This is a genomic window from Streptococcus sp. GS001, from assembly GCF_021595565.1.
In the GTDB taxonomy this organism is placed as follows: domain Bacteria; phylum Bacillota; class Bacilli; order Lactobacillales; family Streptococcaceae; genus Streptococcus; species Streptococcus xiaochunlingii.
Genome location: NZ_JACSYJ010000005.1, coordinates 20128 through 35702, shown reverse-complemented (window position 1 = coordinate 35702; position 15575 = coordinate 20128). Strand labels below are relative to the sequence as shown.

Sequence of the window (15575 nt, the reverse complement as noted above, 5' to 3'; positions counted from 1 at the left end):
CTTCTTCTAGTCTCCATTGTAGGGATAACCCAGGTGTTCATAAGCCTTGCGGGTCGCCACGCGCCCTGTCCGGGTCCGCATGATAAAGCCTTTCTGAATCAAGTAAGGCTCATACATATCTTCTACGGTCTCTCGCTCTTCGGCAATATTAACCGATAGAGTCCCAAGGCCAACCGGGCCGCCACCGTACATCTCAATCATGGTCCTCAGGATCTTTTGATCGACATAGTCCAGTCCTTCATGGTCCACATCTAGCATAGAGAGGGCCTTGTCAGTAATGGTGTCATCAATCAAGCCATCACCCATAATCTGAGCAAAATCACGCACCCGCTTCAGCAAACGGTTGGCAATCCGAGGAGTCCCCCGACTACGAAGAGAAAGCTCCTCGGCAGCCTCGTGAGTAATCTCCATCTCAAAAATCTCGGCGGTCCGCTCGACTATCTCTGTCAGATCATCTTGCTCGTAGTATTCCATATGACCGGTAATTCCAAAGCGAGCGCGCAAGGGATTGGACAGCATCCCAGCTCGAGTCGTCGCACCAATCAAGGTAAAGGGAGGAAGATCCAGATGGACACTCCGGCTGGTCTCGCCAGCACCAATCATGATGTCGATGTAAAAATCTTCCATGGCACTGTATAGTACTTCTTCGACTGACATAGGAAGACGGTGGATTTCATCAATAAAGAGAACATCGCCTGGCTCTAGATCATTGAGGATAGCTACCAAATCACCAGCCTTTTCAATGACAGGACCGGAAGTCTGCTTTAGATTGACGCCCAGTTCATTGGCAATAACAAAAGCCATCGTAGTCTTCCCTAGTCCCGGAGGACCAAAAAGAAGGATATGATCCAGCGCCTCATCCCGAAGCTTGGCTGCCTCGATAAAGATTTTTAACTGGTCCTTGACCTTATCTTGACCGATATATTCATGTAAATATTGCGGGCGCAGCGTCCGTTCAACAGCCTCTTCATCGCCCATGATCTCATTGTCTAAAATTCTACTCATACAGTCTATTATAGCAAAAAATGATGCCTCTGATGATTTAAAATCATATTCTATTCAATATGTCACTAATTATTGATTGTTGGGTGTTGGGAATCGATTCCCCTCTTAAACTACCTTGTTTCTTTTTAAGGAATGTACCTAAACTCGCTAATACTCGTAAAGAATAAGGAACGTAGTTTTCGCTCCGCTCAAACTGCGTCAACGTACCTAAACTCGTCTACGTCCCTATCAGGCTTGGTTAGATGAAATAGGTTTAGTAATAATTACATAACGCAGTGGTTGATTGGTATCTTTGTTCGCTCTTATAGCTCCAAAGATTACCTAATCAACTGTGCGGGGGTGAGACAACGAACAATTTTAAAAAATTGTTCTGTCTCACTCCCAGAAAAAAAGCCACCGGTTTTGGTGGCTCTTATAGGGAGATTATTATGAAAAAGTTTTAGGAGTTTTATCATTCAAAGTTAGGAGGTCTTTGATGATGGTATTAGTATACGACGGGAAGCTTAAAGTTTCCTTATAGTCATTTTTTAAATTTTTTTCAAAAAAAGAGGAGGTTCCAAGCAAAGATTTCACATCCTTGTTTGTCACCCTCTCTTTCTTATCTATTTCTTAGCAATGGCATGGTAGCTGGTCTTGCTGGTGAAGATTTGACCCGCTCTCAAGATAACCTTTTCAGCTTGGTCGCTATGAATGGCATCTGGTACGATTTGGAATTCTAGAGCCAAGCCATTGTGTTGAACCATTGGTTTGCCTTCCAGATAAACCGTTTCATCCACAAAGTTAGCAGAATACACCACCAAGGCGGGAGCTTCTGACTTGAAGGTCAAAAAGCGTCCAGACGGCTGATGATAGAAGAAGCCTGCATTCTCATGCCCTTCTGGAAGAGCAAATGGATGGTCCAAGCCTTCTACCAGGCGGATTTGCGGATCAGAATCCTTAAAGAGATCCTCTAAGAGCATAGCTTGGTAGAGATGCTGAACAACCGGACTTTCTTTGTCCACAGTGTGAAGAGGGACACCGTCGGGATGGATAGGGTAAAGCCCTTGATGGTTGATCTGAAAGACATGGTCATTAATCGGCTGAGTGAAGTTTCCTGATAGGTTGAAATAGCTGTGGTTGGTCGGATTAACTAGAGTATCTTGGTCCGTTTCTACTCGATAGCTGATTTCCAACTCCCCTGCTTCCGTCAAGCCATAGGTCACCCAGATCTTGAGATTTCCAGGGAAACCGCCGGTACCATCCGCACGCTCTGTGTACAGGGTGATTTCTTGGTCTGTCACGGATTCCACGCTAAACAAGGCGCTGTCCCAGCCAGTCGGTCCACTGTGGTTGCAGTTGGCACCATTATTGGCTTCTAAGTGATAGGTTTGACCATTGAGCTCAAAACTTGCCTCCGCAATCCGGCCCGCGACTGGGCCAATGCTAGCTCCATACTTGGGGCTATTGCCGACATAGGCATCAAAATTGTCAAAGCCCAATACAATATTAGCGAATTGATCATGCTTGTCTGGTGTCACATACTCTAAGATCGTCGCCCCATAGGTCATGACAGACAATTGATAACCTAAGTCATTTTCGAGGCGATAAGCTTCTACGTCTTGGCCGTCCAGTTGACCAAATAGATATTTTTGATAGTGTTTCACAAGTTGTCTCCTCCAAGATCATTCATTCTAGTGAAAAGGGTGAATCACCACTCCTTGTACAACCCGATTGACGGTACCGGTTGGTGATGGCGTGTCTGGACGATTTTGAACCTTGAGCGAAGTCAAGAGAGAAATCAATTGACCATAGATAATGTATGGGAAGGCACGGTAGATATCCAGTGAATCGGCTGAAGATGCTACCAAAATTTCTCGTACATGCTCAATGCCTGCAGCTTGGTCCGTCAAGAGGACGACCTGACGGGCAATCTGATCTCCGGCTACTTCTCCAACCAAATCTAGATCGTACTGGCGTGTATAAGGGGCAATCGATCCAAATACCAAGACGAGAGTCTGATCATTGATGAGGGATTTCGGACCGTGACGGAAGCCGACAGGACTCTCGTACATGGTCGCGATTTTACCGGCAGTCAATTCCAAAATCTTTAGCTGAGCTTCATGAGCGAGCCCAAAGAAAGGTCCTGCCCCCAAATAGATGACGCGCTCGAAGTCTAAGTCTACAACTTCCTTAACCTCGCGATCTTTTTCCAAGACCTGTTCTGACAGGTGAATCAATTCTTCTACTCGTTTTGCCTTGATTGCTTCCTCACTTGGATCAAAGACCAAGAGGGCTGTCAAGAGCATAGAGGTAAAGCTGGAGGTCATGGCAAAGCCGGCGTCGTTGGTTTCTTTCGGCTGTAAGAGCAAGAGATTGCGCTCATCTCCGTGAGCCTGCTGAGCCAGCTTCCCTTCTTCCGCACAGGTAATGGTGATTTGATAGAGTTCATTGACCAAGTCTTGGGCCAGCTGCACGGTTGCGACACTTTCTGGGGAGTTGCCACTTCGTGCAAAGGAAACCAAGACAGTTGGTACTTCTTTTTTGAGATAGGTTTGTGGATGCGCCACGATATCTGTCGTCGCAATGGATTGGAAATTCCAGTGACGTTCATCGTGCACTTCCTGCAAATACGGAACCAAAGTATCCCCCACATAGGCTGAGGTCCCTGCCCCTGTCAAGATGACCTTGATGTAGCCATGACGCTTCCCAATAGCCTCCAAAAACTCTTGGATTTCTTTTGCTTTCTCTTGATAGAGACGATAGGTCTCTTTCCAAACTTCCGGTTGCTGGTAAATTTCGCGTGTCGTAATTTCAGCCCCCAGTTCCAGCAGTTCTTCTTTTGTATAATCTAGCATGCTTCTCCTCTTTTCTACCCGCCTTATAAGCGGTAAGAGGCCGAGACAATTGTCCCAGCCCCATTCCGAATGTTCAAGCGGTTTTCGCTATCGTATTTTACTCATCCTCGTCGTCATCAAAGTTGGATAAGAGATCATTAACCTTCACGATGCTTTCTTGTGCACGCGCTGGATAAGCTTCTTCTCCTCCGACCAGGCTGTTATTAATAAATTCAATTACCATTGGCAAGTTCATCCCTGCATAGAGGTCAATGGCGCGCCCTTCAAGAATCAGACGGCTAACCGTATTACAAGGAGTGCCTCCCAAAAGATCCGCAAAGACGATGTAGTCCTCAAAGTCTGCAACACAGGCTTCAAACTTGGCTGTAAACTCCTCAGGACCTTCCTCTGGCAAGAGGGCCACGGCATGAATGTTGTCTTGTGGTCCCATAATCATTTCTGTGCTGGCCTTGAGCTCTTCACAGAAGCGACCATGACTGACCAATACTAGGTGTTTTGCCATACCTTACTCCATTATGCCATTCCAAAGAAGAAGTGGCCAAATGCTGAGAATGCGATTGCTGCAAGGATGATGAGCAAGATAGCTTTTGTAGAGTTCATACCCTTTCGTCCAAGCAACCAGTAGATTACACCTGTGATGATAGCTGGTACCAAACGTGGGAAGATAAGGTTGAGCATATCTTGAATTTCAATCGCTTTGTCCCCAATGTGTGGAGTCCAAGAAACTTCAACACCAATCATGCTGGCAATCAAGGCACCAACCATGAAGATACCCAGAACGGCAGCTGCATCGATCAAAGCTGTCAAGGTACTTTGCATGTTGTTGATGAGGTTAACCCCTTCTTTATAGGCAAATTCCAATTGTTTCCAACGGAAAATGTCATAAGCAACTGCCACAGCGATCCACAATAAGATACCGGCTGGGTTTCCTGCAACAGCCAAAGTTGCTGCGATTGAACCCATAATAGCTGGTACCAATGATCCAAAGATTGAGTCCCCAAGAGGAGCGAATGGTCCCATGAGACCTGTCTTGATCCCGTTAACCGCATCTTTCGATTTCACACCATCTTTTTCTTCCAAGGCCAAATCAAAACCAGTGATAATAGTGTGGAAGAATGGTGAAGTATTGAAGAATTGCGTATGCAATTTCATCATTTCTTTCAATTCTGGAGTGCCATCACCATACATTTTACGCAACTGAGGTAAAAGCATATAAAGGTAACCAGAAGCCTGCATCCGCTCATAGTTCCAACCCAATTGGAAGGTGAAGAGGCTACGTTTGTTGATTTGTTTAAAATCTTCTTTTGTTAGTTTGTAATTAGAATTCGTCATCTTCAATTTCCCCGCTTTCTGATTCAGTTACTGGAGCAGCTACAACTGTACGTTGGCTGTTTTTGAAGTGTTGTACTGCAAGGAAGATACCGATAATGGCAATACCAATCATAGATACAGATTTGAAGTTGTTTGTGAAGGCAACCATTTGTTCTTTTGGAAGTTTTGCAAAAGCATCTGTTCCAAGCATTGCTGAAACGGCGTTACCAACACTTTGAACATTGCTATAAAGCACTGTCAACATTGCTGTTAAGCCAAAGCCAAGTGCTAAGTAGTGAAGGTTACGACGAACAGGAAGGTAGCGAAGCAAGATCGCAAATCCAAGACCTGGAAGCATTTGACCCGCAAGTTTCAGACCGTTTGCCAACCATTGTACATTAGCAAGACCTGTAACAACAGTTTCTACGAAAGCTCCACCAAAAGCAAGAGCGAAGAAAACTGGGAGAGCTCGAGAAAGAGCCCAAGGAATCGCTCCAAGAAGGTAGTTGCGTTCGATACCTTTGTAGTCAAAGCGGTCGATTGCAGCATCTACACGGTGAGCGAAGTAAGTTGTAGTCATACGACCAAGAATATCAAAGTAGGTCAACAAAGTTGCTACCGGCACAGCGATTGTAGCAATAGCAAGCTCTGCATCAATCCCTTGTGCTACTGAGAAGGCAGTCGCAAGAACGGCACCAGAAGTCGCGTCAATACGAGAAGCTCCACCAAAAGTACCAACACCGAGTACTGTCAATTGAAGAGAAGCTCCGATAAAGAGACCTGTCTTTAAATCTCCCATGACAAGTCCAGTAATGAAACCAGCAAAGACTGGTGATCCTGCTGATGAAACAATCGTCAACTCATCACAGATTTGATAAGCTGAGTACAAAGTAAGTAGTAAAATTTGCCACCATTGTATCATGACAATTTCCTCCTAAAATTTTTCTTTTTTATTTATAAACTATTTGAGCAACTTCAAGAAGTCTTCAACTGGATCATTTGGAACCATTTGAGCAGTTAACTTAACTCCTTTTTCAGCTAGCTTGTGGAAAGCTTCCACATCGGCATCCACTACGTTGATCGAACGAGTAATCGGACGAGTCTCATCTGATTGAGACATGTTCCCTACGTTTAAGGTTTCAAGTGGTACACCTGCTTCTACCAAACCAAGGAAGCGGTCTGGCTTGCGGGCTACGATGAAGAGACGTTGGCTGTCATATTTTCCAGCCAAGATATTTTCTGCAGCCTTTGCCACTGGCAAGATACTAAGCTTAACACCAGGTGGTGTCGCTAATTTCAAGCCACTTTTTTCGATATCATTTTGAGCGACTTCATCATCGATCACCATGATACGTGAAATATTAAGTTTGGTAGTCCATAGGTTGGCTACCTGCCCGTGGATCAAACGTCCATCGATACGGCATCCTACAATAGTCATAAGTTTTCCCCCTTTACTTCTTTGAATGTAGGTTGTGAAACAAGTTTTAAGGTCTCCTTCCAAGTGCCCTCTGTCTCAAAGACGAGGATCTCATTTTCCCCATCTTTGAGAAAACCATGAGGGATGTAGAGGGAGAGTGTTGGACCGACTTCCCAGAAACGACCGATATGGTGGCCATTTACAAGAACGATCCCTTTTCCAAATCCAGTCATATCAAGGAAGGTATCCTCAACCTGATCTAGATGAAAAGCAAATTGATAAAAAGCTGGTTGACCTTCTTGCCATTCTTTCGAAAAATCCAAGCGATCCAGCTGGCTAAAATCAAGCGCATATTGTTTCCAATGAAGCTTGAAATGAAGATCGATACAAACTCCTGTTCGGATTCCTTTTCGTTGGGTGTCCGCTAAGAGTTTGTGCCCATAATTGACTCTTCCCATGTTTTCGATCAAGAATTTTAGGTTTGTAATCGTTTTCTTTTCTCCGTTTAAAAAAAGATCTTGACCGATTTCTTCTTGGTATTGAGTGGCAATCAACTGATCATTGGCATAAACCTGCACCCGATCACGCGCATCGATGATACGCAAGCGCTCTTCTTCCGCATCCATTTCCACTTCTGTCTCATAGAGCAGATAGCCTAATGGGTGGTCGATTTCTTCCATGGTCTGTGGGTAAAGACTTTCTGTGACTTGAGCAATCTCGTTTAAATTGCCGAACAAACTAGTCTTTTGGGTCAACTCCAATGTTCGTTCAGATAAACTCGACTTCACAAGTGGTTCTGACTGTGGATACTCTGGATAGTAGGTCTTCATCATCTTTTTGACTGCATCGTACTTAGGAGTCGGGTTGCCCTGCTCATCTAAGAGAGCGTCATAGTCATAAGATGTTACTTGAGGTAAATCCACGGTCCCTCGCGCTGAGCAACCGTTCATAAATCCGAAGTTGGTCCCACCATGAAACATGTAGAGATTGATAGAGCCTTCTTGTAAGACCTCATGGACTGCTTCTGCCAACTCTTCTGGATCTCGCTTGATGATGGGTTCTTTCCAACGATTGAACCAGCCATCCCAAAATTCCATACACATGAGTGGCCACTTTTTGTCATGCTCCGCAAAGAACTCTTTCATCTGAGAGAAATTGTAATTTGCTCGCGAACCAAAATTACCGGTTACAAAGAGTCCATCCTCAATCAAAGTCCCTGCTCGAAGAGTCGCCCTCCAAGGTCCATCAGAAGTAAAGAGTGGACAGGTAATGTCCCGCTCGATCATTAGATCTCTGATCGCCCGAAGATAGGCTTTGTCTTCGCCGTAAGAGCCGTATTCATTTTCTACCTGCATCATGAGGATATTGCCCCCACGATCCAATTGGTACTTGGCCACACGTGGCAGGAGTTCGTCGTAATAGCGAGCCACTTCCTCGAGAAAGGCCGAATCTGATGAACGAATCCGAAGGTCTTCTTCGATTAACCAGGCTGGCAAGCCCCCAAATTCCCACTCCGAACAAATAAACGGTGATGGACGGAGGATCACATACAGATCCAACTCTTGAGCCACTTGGATAAAGTGCTCCAGGTCCAAATTCCCTTCAAAGTGAAAATGGCCTCTTTGCGGCTCATGAGCATTCCATGGAACATAGGTTTCAACAGTATTGAAACCTAGAGCTTTTAGGTTATATAAGGAATGATACCAATCCTCACGATCGATCCGAAAATAATGAATTGCACCAGATAAAATCTTAAAAGGTTGATCATTTAAATAAAAATCTTCACGGATTTCAAATGCCCCCATACTGAGAACCTCCTTCTAAGAAACCCTTTTCATTTATTAATATAATATATTAACGAAAAAATGTCAACCACTTTCAAAAAAATATGTTAAAATAATATTAACAAGAGATATCGAAAAAAGAGGTGAAGTACATGGCAATCCCAAAATACCAACACATCAAAGATGATTTGAAGCAACAAATTATCTCAGGTAAATTTGAAAATGGAGATAAATTTTACACAGAAGCCGAGTTGATTAAGATTTATAATGTTAGCTCGATTACTGTTGTTCGTGCTTTGAACGATTTGGCTAGTGATGGATACATCGTCCGCCAACAAGGAAAAGGAACCTTTGTTTCGCGCGCTAGAAAACACAAGCTGGTTGAGTTTTCAGACGTTGAAACCTTCCCTATCCAAAAAGCGACCGTAAAAGTTCTCTCTATCAAGCGTGGCAACGCACTGAACATCTTGGATAAACTAGGACTTGCTCCAACTCAATTCTATTATAAGATTGATCGGACCCGTCATATTGGTGAAGATACTTATATCTACCACCAGACTTATGTCCCAGAGCAATATATTAACCCAAATTATCCGAGCTTAGATTACTATAGTTCGATTTATGATCGCTTTAAAGAAGATTATCATATCCATATGAATGATGAACACTTTGAAGAAATCAATGATATTGTATTTCCAACACCAAGCAAAATCGCTTCTGTGTTGAATATCGATGAAAACTTCCCAACTGTTCGTCAAGTGAAGACGACAAAATTGGAAGCGACCGGTCAAATTCTCGAATATAGCGAAACCTATAAACGCGGCGACTACTATAAAATCAAATTTATCTCTTGTGATCGTGATCATTGATCATTCAAAGTCTGGGGTTTGGCCTCAGACTTTTATGATACAAATTATAGCATGAAAAAATAGTTCCTAAAACATGTAAAACGAATAATCTATAATTAGTGATAGACTTCCTATAAATAGTTTAATCAGTCAAAATTTATTATGATAAATTCCGTGTCTAGAGCACCTAATATCGGCAAAGAAAAAGAGAGTGGGACAGAAATCGGTAATTCGTTAGAATTCGATTTCGTCGTCCCACCTCCGCACAGTTGAGTAGGGCTGTAAAAGCTGATGAAATCAGCGTAGTAGAGCCCACTCAACCACTGCGTCTTGCTCGACAATCCAAAAACAATTAAGAGGCTAGGACTTTTGTCCCAGCCTCTTTTTTTATCAAATTTATGAGGGGCTTAGTCACCTAAACCGATGCGTTCGAAGATTTCATCCACCCGTTTAGTGTAGTAAGTTGGGTTGAAGATTTCATCGATTTCTTCTTGAGTAAGACGTGATGTCACTTCTGGATCTGCTTCAAGAAGTGGTTTGAAATCTACTTGGTTATCCCATGATTGAGCTGTCTTTGGTTGAACAAGGTCGTAAGCTTGCTCACGTGTCATACCTTTTTCAATCAAAGTCAACATCGCACGTTGGCTGAAGATCAAACCAAATGTAGAGTTCATGTTGCGGATCATGTTTTCAGGGAAGACTGTCAAGTTCTTAACGATGTTTCCGAAACGGTTGAGCATGTAGTCGATCAAGATGGTTGTATCTGGTGCGATGATCCGCTCAGCTGATGAGTGAGAGATATCGCGTTCGTGCCAAAGGGCTACGTTTTCATAAGCTGTGACCATGTGACCACGGATCACACGTGCAAGACCTGTCATGTTTTCAGAACCGATTGGATTGCGTTTGTGAGGCATTGCTGAAGATCCTTTTTGACCTTTGGCAAAGAACTCTTCTACTTCACGTTGTTCAGATTTTTGAAGACCACGGATTTCAGTCGCCATACGCTCGATCGATGTTGCGATGCTAGCGAGAACTGCAAAGTACTCAGCGTGAAGGTCACGAGGAAGGACCTGTGTCGAGATTTCTTGAGCACGGATACCAAGCTTATCACAGACGTATTTTTCAACGAATGGTGGGATGTTGGCAAAGTTACCAACCGCACCCGAAATCTTACCAGCTTCCACACCAGCAGCCGCATGCTCGAAACGTTCGATGTTCCGTTTCATTTCGCTGTACCAAGTTGCCAATTTCAAACCAAAAGTTGTCGGCTCAGCGTGCACCCCGTGGGTACGACCCATCATGATAGTGAACTTGTGTTCTTTCGCTTTGTCAGCGATGATGTTAAGGAAGTTTTCAAGATCCTTACGGATGATATCGTTGGCTTGTTTGTAGAGGTAACCATAGGCCGTATCCACCACGTCGGTAGAAGTCAACCCATAGTGGACCCACTTGCGCTCTTCACCAAGCGTTTCAGAAACCGCACGTGTGAAGGCAACCACATCGTGGCGAGTCTCCTGCTCGATTTCCAAAATACGGTCGATGTCAAAGTCTGCTTTTTCACGAATCAAAGCCACATCTTCCTTAGGGATTTCTCCCAATTCAGCCCAAGCTTCGTCAGCCAAGATTTCCACCTCAAGCCAAGCACGGTATTTATTTTCTTCAGTCCAAATATTCGCCATTTCTGGGCGACTATATCTATCAATCATGTTTAATTTTCCTTTCTTTTGATGTTTCACTTATGTGGGGCGGACGTCAGCAGCTTCCTCCGGAATCTCATGACTAAATCTTGAGCCTCTAGTCTCAAGATTTCCGTCGCTTACGCTTTCCCCACGGCGTGAAACATCCGTTTAACGAACAAAAGTCGTTTTATTAAAATTCTTCTTTCCCAATCCACACTGATGGATAATGATCCAGTGTATTCAAATCCGTATCTAACGGTAGATCATAGATGGCTAAATAGTTTTCAGGATATTGTGTAACTAGCTCTTCATACTTAGCTTTCACTTTTTCATGATCACTACTAGCATACAAGACTTCGACGACTGCTCCAGTCTTATCTTTTTCAACAAATGCGTTGACGATGAGTTGAATCATAAAACCTCCTAAATCGAAATTCCCTTCATATTTGCTTCCAGAATAGGCATCTTCACACCTAACTCCTGACCAGTCTGATAGACACTTTGACAACAATAGAAGATATCCTGTTTATCATTGTGTAAGGTCATAATTTTTCGAGTCAGCTCATTTTTCGCAAACATGATTTTCATGGCTTTTCCGGCTATCCAAGCAGGGATTTTGTATGGCAAGAGCTCGGCTTTATAAAGCTTCAAATTCACGCCACGCGCTTCTACAACTTTCAAAGCCTCTCGAATGGCCTTGATGGCTAATGATAATTCCGAAGAACTATTCATCAAGTTCAAAGCCAATTCTTCTGGATTTTCCAGATTTCCCGAACGTGCGGCTGTCGAAGTAACACCTGCGTTAATCGCCATGTGAATCCAAATCCACTCGACCATATCATGAGGCACTTCCCACTTCAAATCTGCAGAAGTCAGTAAAGTTGTCAGATCAGCATAGTTAGAAATCTGTGCTTTTTGCTCACCTTCTAGCATTAAATGGTCGAACAAGACACCATCCAAATGGTCCTCCTGCATGTGACCTCCAGCTGTTGGAAAAGCTAAAATATAGTCATAATCTCCTGCCCACTCTTGGACCTCTTTTCGAGTATCCCAAAAATTACAGAAGAAAACAAGGGTGCCTTTGATATTATTTTTTAGCAAGGTCTCCACAGCCTCTTTGACAAGCCCATGACGCACACTCAGAAAAATAAAATCATATTCCGAATCAGCTTCTGCCACACGAACCTCATAGGTATCGTGTTTGTTCTCACCCTTGGAATGATAGCGACCATCTAGTAGATCAACCGACAATTCCTTCGGAGCAGTGCTTTTCTTACTATCTCTCAGTACGTGCTCTACTTGATGGCCTGCTTTTTGAAAGGCGTAGGCATAAGTGGTCCCGATGACTCCAAGTCCTAGAATCGCTATTTTCACTTAAAAATCAATTCCTTTCCAGCAGTAGTTGTCTGGCTTCTCTTGTCGATTTTTCACCTGCGACAAGCCTAGTCAACCTTGCAGGGGTAAGACGACGGACCTTATTGCTGGGGTCCTGTCTTACTCCCCAAACTCCTCAACCTTATCTGGTTCAATACTAAACAAAGTCACATGTCCCATTTTGCGGTTGTGCTTTGCTTCTAGTTTACCATATAAGTGGAGGTGAGCGCTTGGATTTTCTGTCACATATGTTTCAGCAGCCTCGACGTGTTGGCCGAGAACATTGAGCATAACAGCTGGTGCATGGAGGTGAATAGCAGGAAGTGGTGCTCCGAGAACGCCCAAGATATGCGTGTCAAACTGTGAAAAGTCACAGGCTTCAATTGAGTAGTGACCTGAATTATGTGGGCGAGGCGCGATTTCGTTGACGATAATGTCATCAGCTGTCGCAAACATTTCCACGCAAAGGGTTCCAGAAAGGTTGAGTTGTTCTGCAATTCGCACTGCCATGGCCTTGGCTTTTTCAGCTAGATTTTCAGAAATGCGAGCGGGCACAATGGTTTTTGAAAGAATGTTGTTGCGGTGGATATTTTCCTGAACGGGAAAGACTGTCACGTCCTTGCTGTTACCTGACACGATGACCGAAATTTCAAGGTCAAAGTTGACGAACTCTTCTAAAACGCAGTCTGCTGAATCAGCTAAAGCATAGGCCTCTTCCAAATCTGCTTCTGAACGAATGACCTTCTGACCATGGCCATCGTAGCCACCGGTCGCCGTCTTGAGGACATAGTTTTTAGACAGGTCGATATCTGCCAAGTCTTGGCTTGAGGTCACGACCTTGTAAGGTGCTACAGTGACTTGGGCCTTGTTAGAAAGAAAGTCCTTCTCAAAAATACGGTTTTGGGAGATGCGGAGTAGGTCTGTCCCTTGTGGAAGCTGACCATCCTTGATAACGGCGTCCAAACCGTCAGCATCCACATTTTCAAATTCATAAGTGAGAATATCACAACGCTCTGCCAACTGACGAAGAGCATCCACGTCGTCGTATGGGGCTACGATGATTTCTGCCACGCGAGAGGCTGGGCAATCAGCTGCTGGGTCCAACGCGATAACCTTGTGTCCCATGTAGATAGCTGAGATCGCCATCATCTGACCGAGTTGACCACCACCGATGATACCAATGGTTTTAGTTGAGCTCATTTGTAGACTCCTCTGCAATTTTTCCTTGTTCTTCAGCAAAATCCGCCAAAGCTGTCGCAATAGCCTGATCCTCTACTGAAAGGAGACGAAGGGCAAAGAGGGCAGCGTTAGTCGCACCGGCTTCACCGATTGCCATGGTTGCGACTGGCACTCCACCTGGCATTTGAACGATAGAATAAAGAGAATCCACACCGCTAAGGGCACGAGACTTGACAGGTACCCCGATAACTGGAAGGGTTGTTTTAGCAGCAACCATCCCTGGTAAGTGAGCAGCGCCACCTGCACCCGCGATGATGACCTTGATGCCACGGCTACGTGCTTCTTCGGCATGTTTGAACATGAGGTCCGGTGTACGGTGTGCGGAAACAACCTTCTTTTCGTAAGCGATGCCGAAGTTGTCAAGGACTTCAGCAGCTTTTTGCATGGTTGCCCAGTCGGATTTTGAGCCCATGATGATGGAAATTACTGGTTTAGTCATAATTTTTCCTTTTTCTTTTTTTGATAATGTTCTTAGGTGGTGGGGACGGAAGCAAACCTTCGGTTTCATTCCTAAACTTTGAGCCTAAGGTCTCAAAGTTTCCCCCGACCAGAACAGGATCTGTTCTGGTCTTTTCACCACGGCGACCATCATCGTGTTTGGCGACTTCGTCGCCTAATATAGCATTGATATTCGAAAACTCGAAGAAAATCATAGAGTGACAAGGCAAAGCGACGAAGATAGAACTAAAGTTCATCAAGGAGATTTAACACAGTCAATCGAAGATTTTCAAAGAGTTTTATTTATTCGCCTTGCTACCGATATCCTTACGGTAGAACAGGCCTTTTGTGTTTTGTTTGTTGAGTTCGTTGTAGATAATGTTTTGGCTGTCTTTGACGGTGTCTGCTGTGGTAACCAGCATGTAGACGCGTCCGCCGTTTGAGAGAAGCTCTTGTCCATTTTCAGCGAATTCGGCACCGGCATAGTAAGTGATGATATCACCATCTGTCTTGGCTGGAAGCTTGACACCCTTCTCATAAGCGAGTGGGTAGCCGTTGGATGCTACAACCACGCCCAGTGTCACCCCCTTGTCTGTCCAAGTGATGGCCGGCTCTTTGCCATCCAAAATGTCAGTGATGTTTTGTGCAAAGTCAGATGTCAAACGAGGCAAGATAATTTGCGTTTCAGGATCACCAAAACGAGCGTTGAACTCGATAACTTTCGGTCCATCAGCTGTCAAGATAAGCCCCGCGTAAAGGACACCAAGATACGGACGCCCTTCTTTGATCATGCCTTCAAGAACTGGCTTGACAATGGTGTCAATCGCTGTGTCAACCACGCTTTGTGGCAAGTGAGGAACTGGTGCATAGGCCCCCATCCCACCAGTGTTAGGACCCTTGTCGCCATCATAAGCACGTTTGTGGTCCTGAGCCGTTGGCATAATGTAGAACTTGTCCCCATTGACAAAGGCAAAGAGAGAGAACTCTTCTCCATCAAGGAATTCCTCGATGACCACACGCGCACCTGAATCACCGAATTTATTGTCCAACAGCATCTCGTGAGCCGCTTCAACGGCTTGCTCAACTGTCTCCGCAACGACGACACCTTTCCCAAGGGCCAAACCGTCTGCCTTGACGACGATTGGAGCGCCTTTTTCTTCGATGTAGGCCTTGGCTTCCTCGAAATCTGAAAAGGTCCCATAGGCTGCTGTCGGAACGTCGTATTTGACCATGATTTCCTTGGCAAAATCCTTAGACCACTCCAGCTCAGCCGCAGCCTTAGTCGGACCAAAGGCTTTGAGTCCAGCTGCATTGAAGTCATCCACGATTCCAGCCGCAAGGGCATCATCTGGACCGATAAAGGTCCAAGCAATCTCATTGACTTTTGCGAAGTCAATCAGCTTAGAATGTTCGGAAATTCCGATATTGATCAAATCCAGACCATCTAATCGCATCCCGTCATTACCAGGAGCCACAAAAACCTGCTCAACGTCTTTAGACTCCAACAATTTCTTGGCAATCGCATGCTCACGACCGCCAGATCCAACAACCAAAAGTTTCATCTCGAACCTCTTTTGCGAATTATTTTATTAAATTATATCATAATCGTTCGTTTTATTCTAATATTTCAAGGAATATCCGATGAT

At 44.5% G+C, this 15575-nt stretch carries 15 protein-coding genes; 1 reads left to right on the top strand and 14 read right to left on the bottom strand.

Annotation, left to right across the window (positions count from 1 at the left end; translation table 11 throughout):
* Positions 1–6: 6 nt before the first annotated feature.
* The 8 genes from ruvB to H8S88_RS08810 form a co-directional block, all read right to left on the bottom strand.
* The gene (gene ruvB / locus H8S88_RS08845; protein ID WP_082161844.1) at positions 7–1005 is read right to left on the bottom strand and encodes a Holliday junction branch migration DNA helicase RuvB; all 999 of its coding nucleotides are present in this window, start codon (positions 1003–1005) and stop codon (positions 7–9) included.
* A gap of 602 nt (positions 1006–1607) precedes the next feature.
* A complete protein-coding gene (locus tag H8S88_RS08840; protein ID WP_048788702.1) occupies positions 1608–2648 on the bottom strand; it encodes an aldose epimerase family protein in 1041 nt (346 codons plus the stop codon).
* Between the two features lie 27 nt (positions 2649–2675).
* Positions 2676–3839, bottom strand: a complete 1164-nt coding sequence (locus H8S88_RS08835) for an SIS domain-containing protein (protein ID WP_048788703.1) — start codon at positions 3837–3839, stop codon at positions 2676–2678.
* A gap of 97 nt (positions 3840–3936) precedes the next feature.
* A complete protein-coding gene (locus H8S88_RS08830) occupies positions 3937–4341 on the bottom strand; it encodes a PTS sugar transporter subunit IIA (RefSeq protein ID WP_006595284.1) in 405 nt (134 codons plus the stop codon).
* Positions 4342–4352: 11 nt separating this feature from the next.
* Positions 4353–5171, bottom strand: a complete 819-nt coding sequence (locus H8S88_RS08825) for a PTS system mannose/fructose/sorbose family transporter subunit IID (RefSeq protein WP_006595285.1) — start codon at positions 5169–5171, stop codon at positions 4353–4355.
* Positions 5158–6072 (bottom strand): PTS mannose/fructose/sorbose/N-acetylgalactosamine transporter subunit IIC, encoded by a 915-nt coding sequence (locus tag H8S88_RS08820; protein ID WP_006595286.1) that lies wholly within the window; start codon positions 6070–6072, stop codon positions 5158–5160. Before H8S88_RS08820 ends, H8S88_RS08825 begins: the two co-directional genes overlap by 14 nt.
* Before the next feature lie 39 nt (positions 6073–6111).
* Positions 6112–6588, bottom strand: coding sequence for a PTS system mannose/fructose/N-acetylgalactosamine-transporter subunit IIB (locus H8S88_RS08815; RefSeq protein ID WP_048788704.1), 477 nt, complete (start codon positions 6586–6588; stop codon positions 6112–6114).
* Positions 6585–8372: a glycoside hydrolase family 35 protein gene (locus H8S88_RS08810; protein WP_048788705.1), complete on the bottom strand. Its 1788-nt coding sequence runs from the start codon at positions 8370–8372 to the stop codon at positions 6585–6587. Before H8S88_RS08810 ends, H8S88_RS08815 begins: the two co-directional genes overlap by 4 nt.
* 131 nt (positions 8373–8503) lie before the next feature.
* Between H8S88_RS08810 and H8S88_RS08805 the strand changes: the two genes are divergently transcribed.
* Entirely contained in the window at positions 8504–9220 is a 717-nt protein-coding gene (locus H8S88_RS08805) for a GntR family transcriptional regulator (RefSeq protein ID WP_006595289.1), read from the top strand.
* Between the two features lie 386 nt (positions 9221–9606).
* On the opposite strand, the gene purB is transcribed toward H8S88_RS08805, so the two are convergent.
* The 6 genes from purB to purD all read right to left on the bottom strand — a co-directional run bounded on the left by purB (position 9607) and on the right by purD (position 15491).
* Positions 9607–10905 (bottom strand): adenylosuccinate lyase, encoded by a 1299-nt coding sequence (gene purB, locus H8S88_RS08800; RefSeq protein ID WP_048789411.1) that lies wholly within the window; start codon positions 10903–10905, stop codon positions 9607–9609.
* A 163-nt stretch (positions 10906–11068) separates the two neighbouring features.
* Positions 11069–11293 carry a hypothetical protein gene (locus H8S88_RS08795; RefSeq protein ID WP_048687864.1) on the bottom strand — a complete coding sequence of 75 codons (225 nt, stop codon included), beginning with the start codon at positions 11291–11293 and terminating at the stop codon, positions 11069–11071.
* 8 nt (positions 11294–11301) lie between these two features.
* On the bottom strand, positions 11302–12252 hold the full coding sequence (locus tag H8S88_RS08790) for a ketopantoate reductase family protein (protein ID WP_048789410.1): 951 nt from the start codon (positions 12250–12252) through the stop codon (positions 11302–11304).
* Positions 12253–12372: 120 nt separating this feature from the next.
* Positions 12373–13452 carry a 5-(carboxyamino)imidazole ribonucleotide synthase gene (purK, locus tag H8S88_RS08785; protein ID WP_236128261.1) on the bottom strand — a complete coding sequence of 360 codons (1080 nt, stop codon included), beginning with the start codon at positions 13450–13452 and terminating at the stop codon, positions 12373–12375.
* Complete coding sequence (gene purE / locus H8S88_RS08780) at positions 13439–13930, bottom strand: 5-(carboxyamino)imidazole ribonucleotide mutase (RefSeq protein WP_048789408.1); 492 nt, start codon at positions 13928–13930, stop codon at positions 13439–13441. Before purE ends, purK begins: the two co-directional genes overlap by 14 nt.
* Positions 13931–14228: 298 nt before the next feature.
* Positions 14229–15491 (bottom strand): phosphoribosylamine--glycine ligase, encoded by a 1263-nt coding sequence (gene purD, locus H8S88_RS08775; RefSeq protein WP_048789406.1) that lies wholly within the window; start codon positions 15489–15491, stop codon positions 14229–14231.
* Positions 15492–15575 lie beyond the last annotated feature (84 nt).

Excerpts from the sequence above, each read along its gene's own strand:
- ruvB (WP_082161844.1), bottom strand. The coding sequence starts at position 1,005 with ATGAGTAGAATTTTAGACAATGAGATCATGGGCGATGAAGAGGCTGTT.
- H8S88_RS08835 (WP_048788703.1), bottom strand. The coding sequence starts at position 3,839 with ATGCTAGATTATACAAAAGAAGAACTGCTGGAACTGGGGGCTGAAATT.
- H8S88_RS08830 (WP_006595284.1), bottom strand. The coding sequence starts at position 4,341 with ATGGCAAAACACCTAGTATTGGTCAGTCATGGTCGCTTCTGTGAAGAG.
- H8S88_RS08825 (WP_006595285.1), bottom strand. The coding sequence starts at position 5,171 with ATGACGAATTCTAATTACAAACTAACAAAAGAAGATTTTAAACAAATC.
- H8S88_RS08820 (WP_006595286.1), bottom strand. The coding sequence starts at position 6,072 with ATGATACAATGGTGGCAAATTTTACTACTTACTTTGTACTCAGCTTAT.
- H8S88_RS08815 (WP_048788704.1), bottom strand. The coding sequence starts at position 6,588 with ATGACTATTGTAGGATGCCGTATCGATGGACGTTTGATCCACGGGCAG.
- H8S88_RS08810 (WP_048788705.1), bottom strand. The coding sequence starts at position 8,372 with ATGGGGGCATTTGAAATCCGTGAAGATTTTTATTTAAATGATCAACCT.
- H8S88_RS08805 (WP_006595289.1), top strand. The coding sequence starts at position 8,504 with ATGGCAATCCCAAAATACCAACACATCAAAGATGATTTGAAGCAACAA.
- purB (WP_048789411.1), bottom strand. The coding sequence starts at position 10,905 with ATGATTGATAGATATAGTCGCCCAGAAATGGCGAATATTTGGACTGAA.
- H8S88_RS08795 (WP_048687864.1), bottom strand. The coding sequence starts at position 11,293 with ATGATTCAACTCATCGTCAACGCATTTGTTGAAAAAGATAAGACTGGA.
- purK (WP_236128261.1), bottom strand. The coding sequence starts at position 13,452 with ATGAGCTCAACTAAAACCATTGGTATCATCGGTGGTGGTCAACTCGGT.
- purE (WP_048789408.1), bottom strand. The coding sequence starts at position 13,930 with ATGACTAAACCAGTAATTTCCATCATCATGGGCTCAAAATCCGACTGG.
- purD (WP_048789406.1), bottom strand. The coding sequence starts at position 15,491 with ATGAAACTTTTGGTTGTTGGATCTGGCGGTCGTGAGCATGCGATTGCC.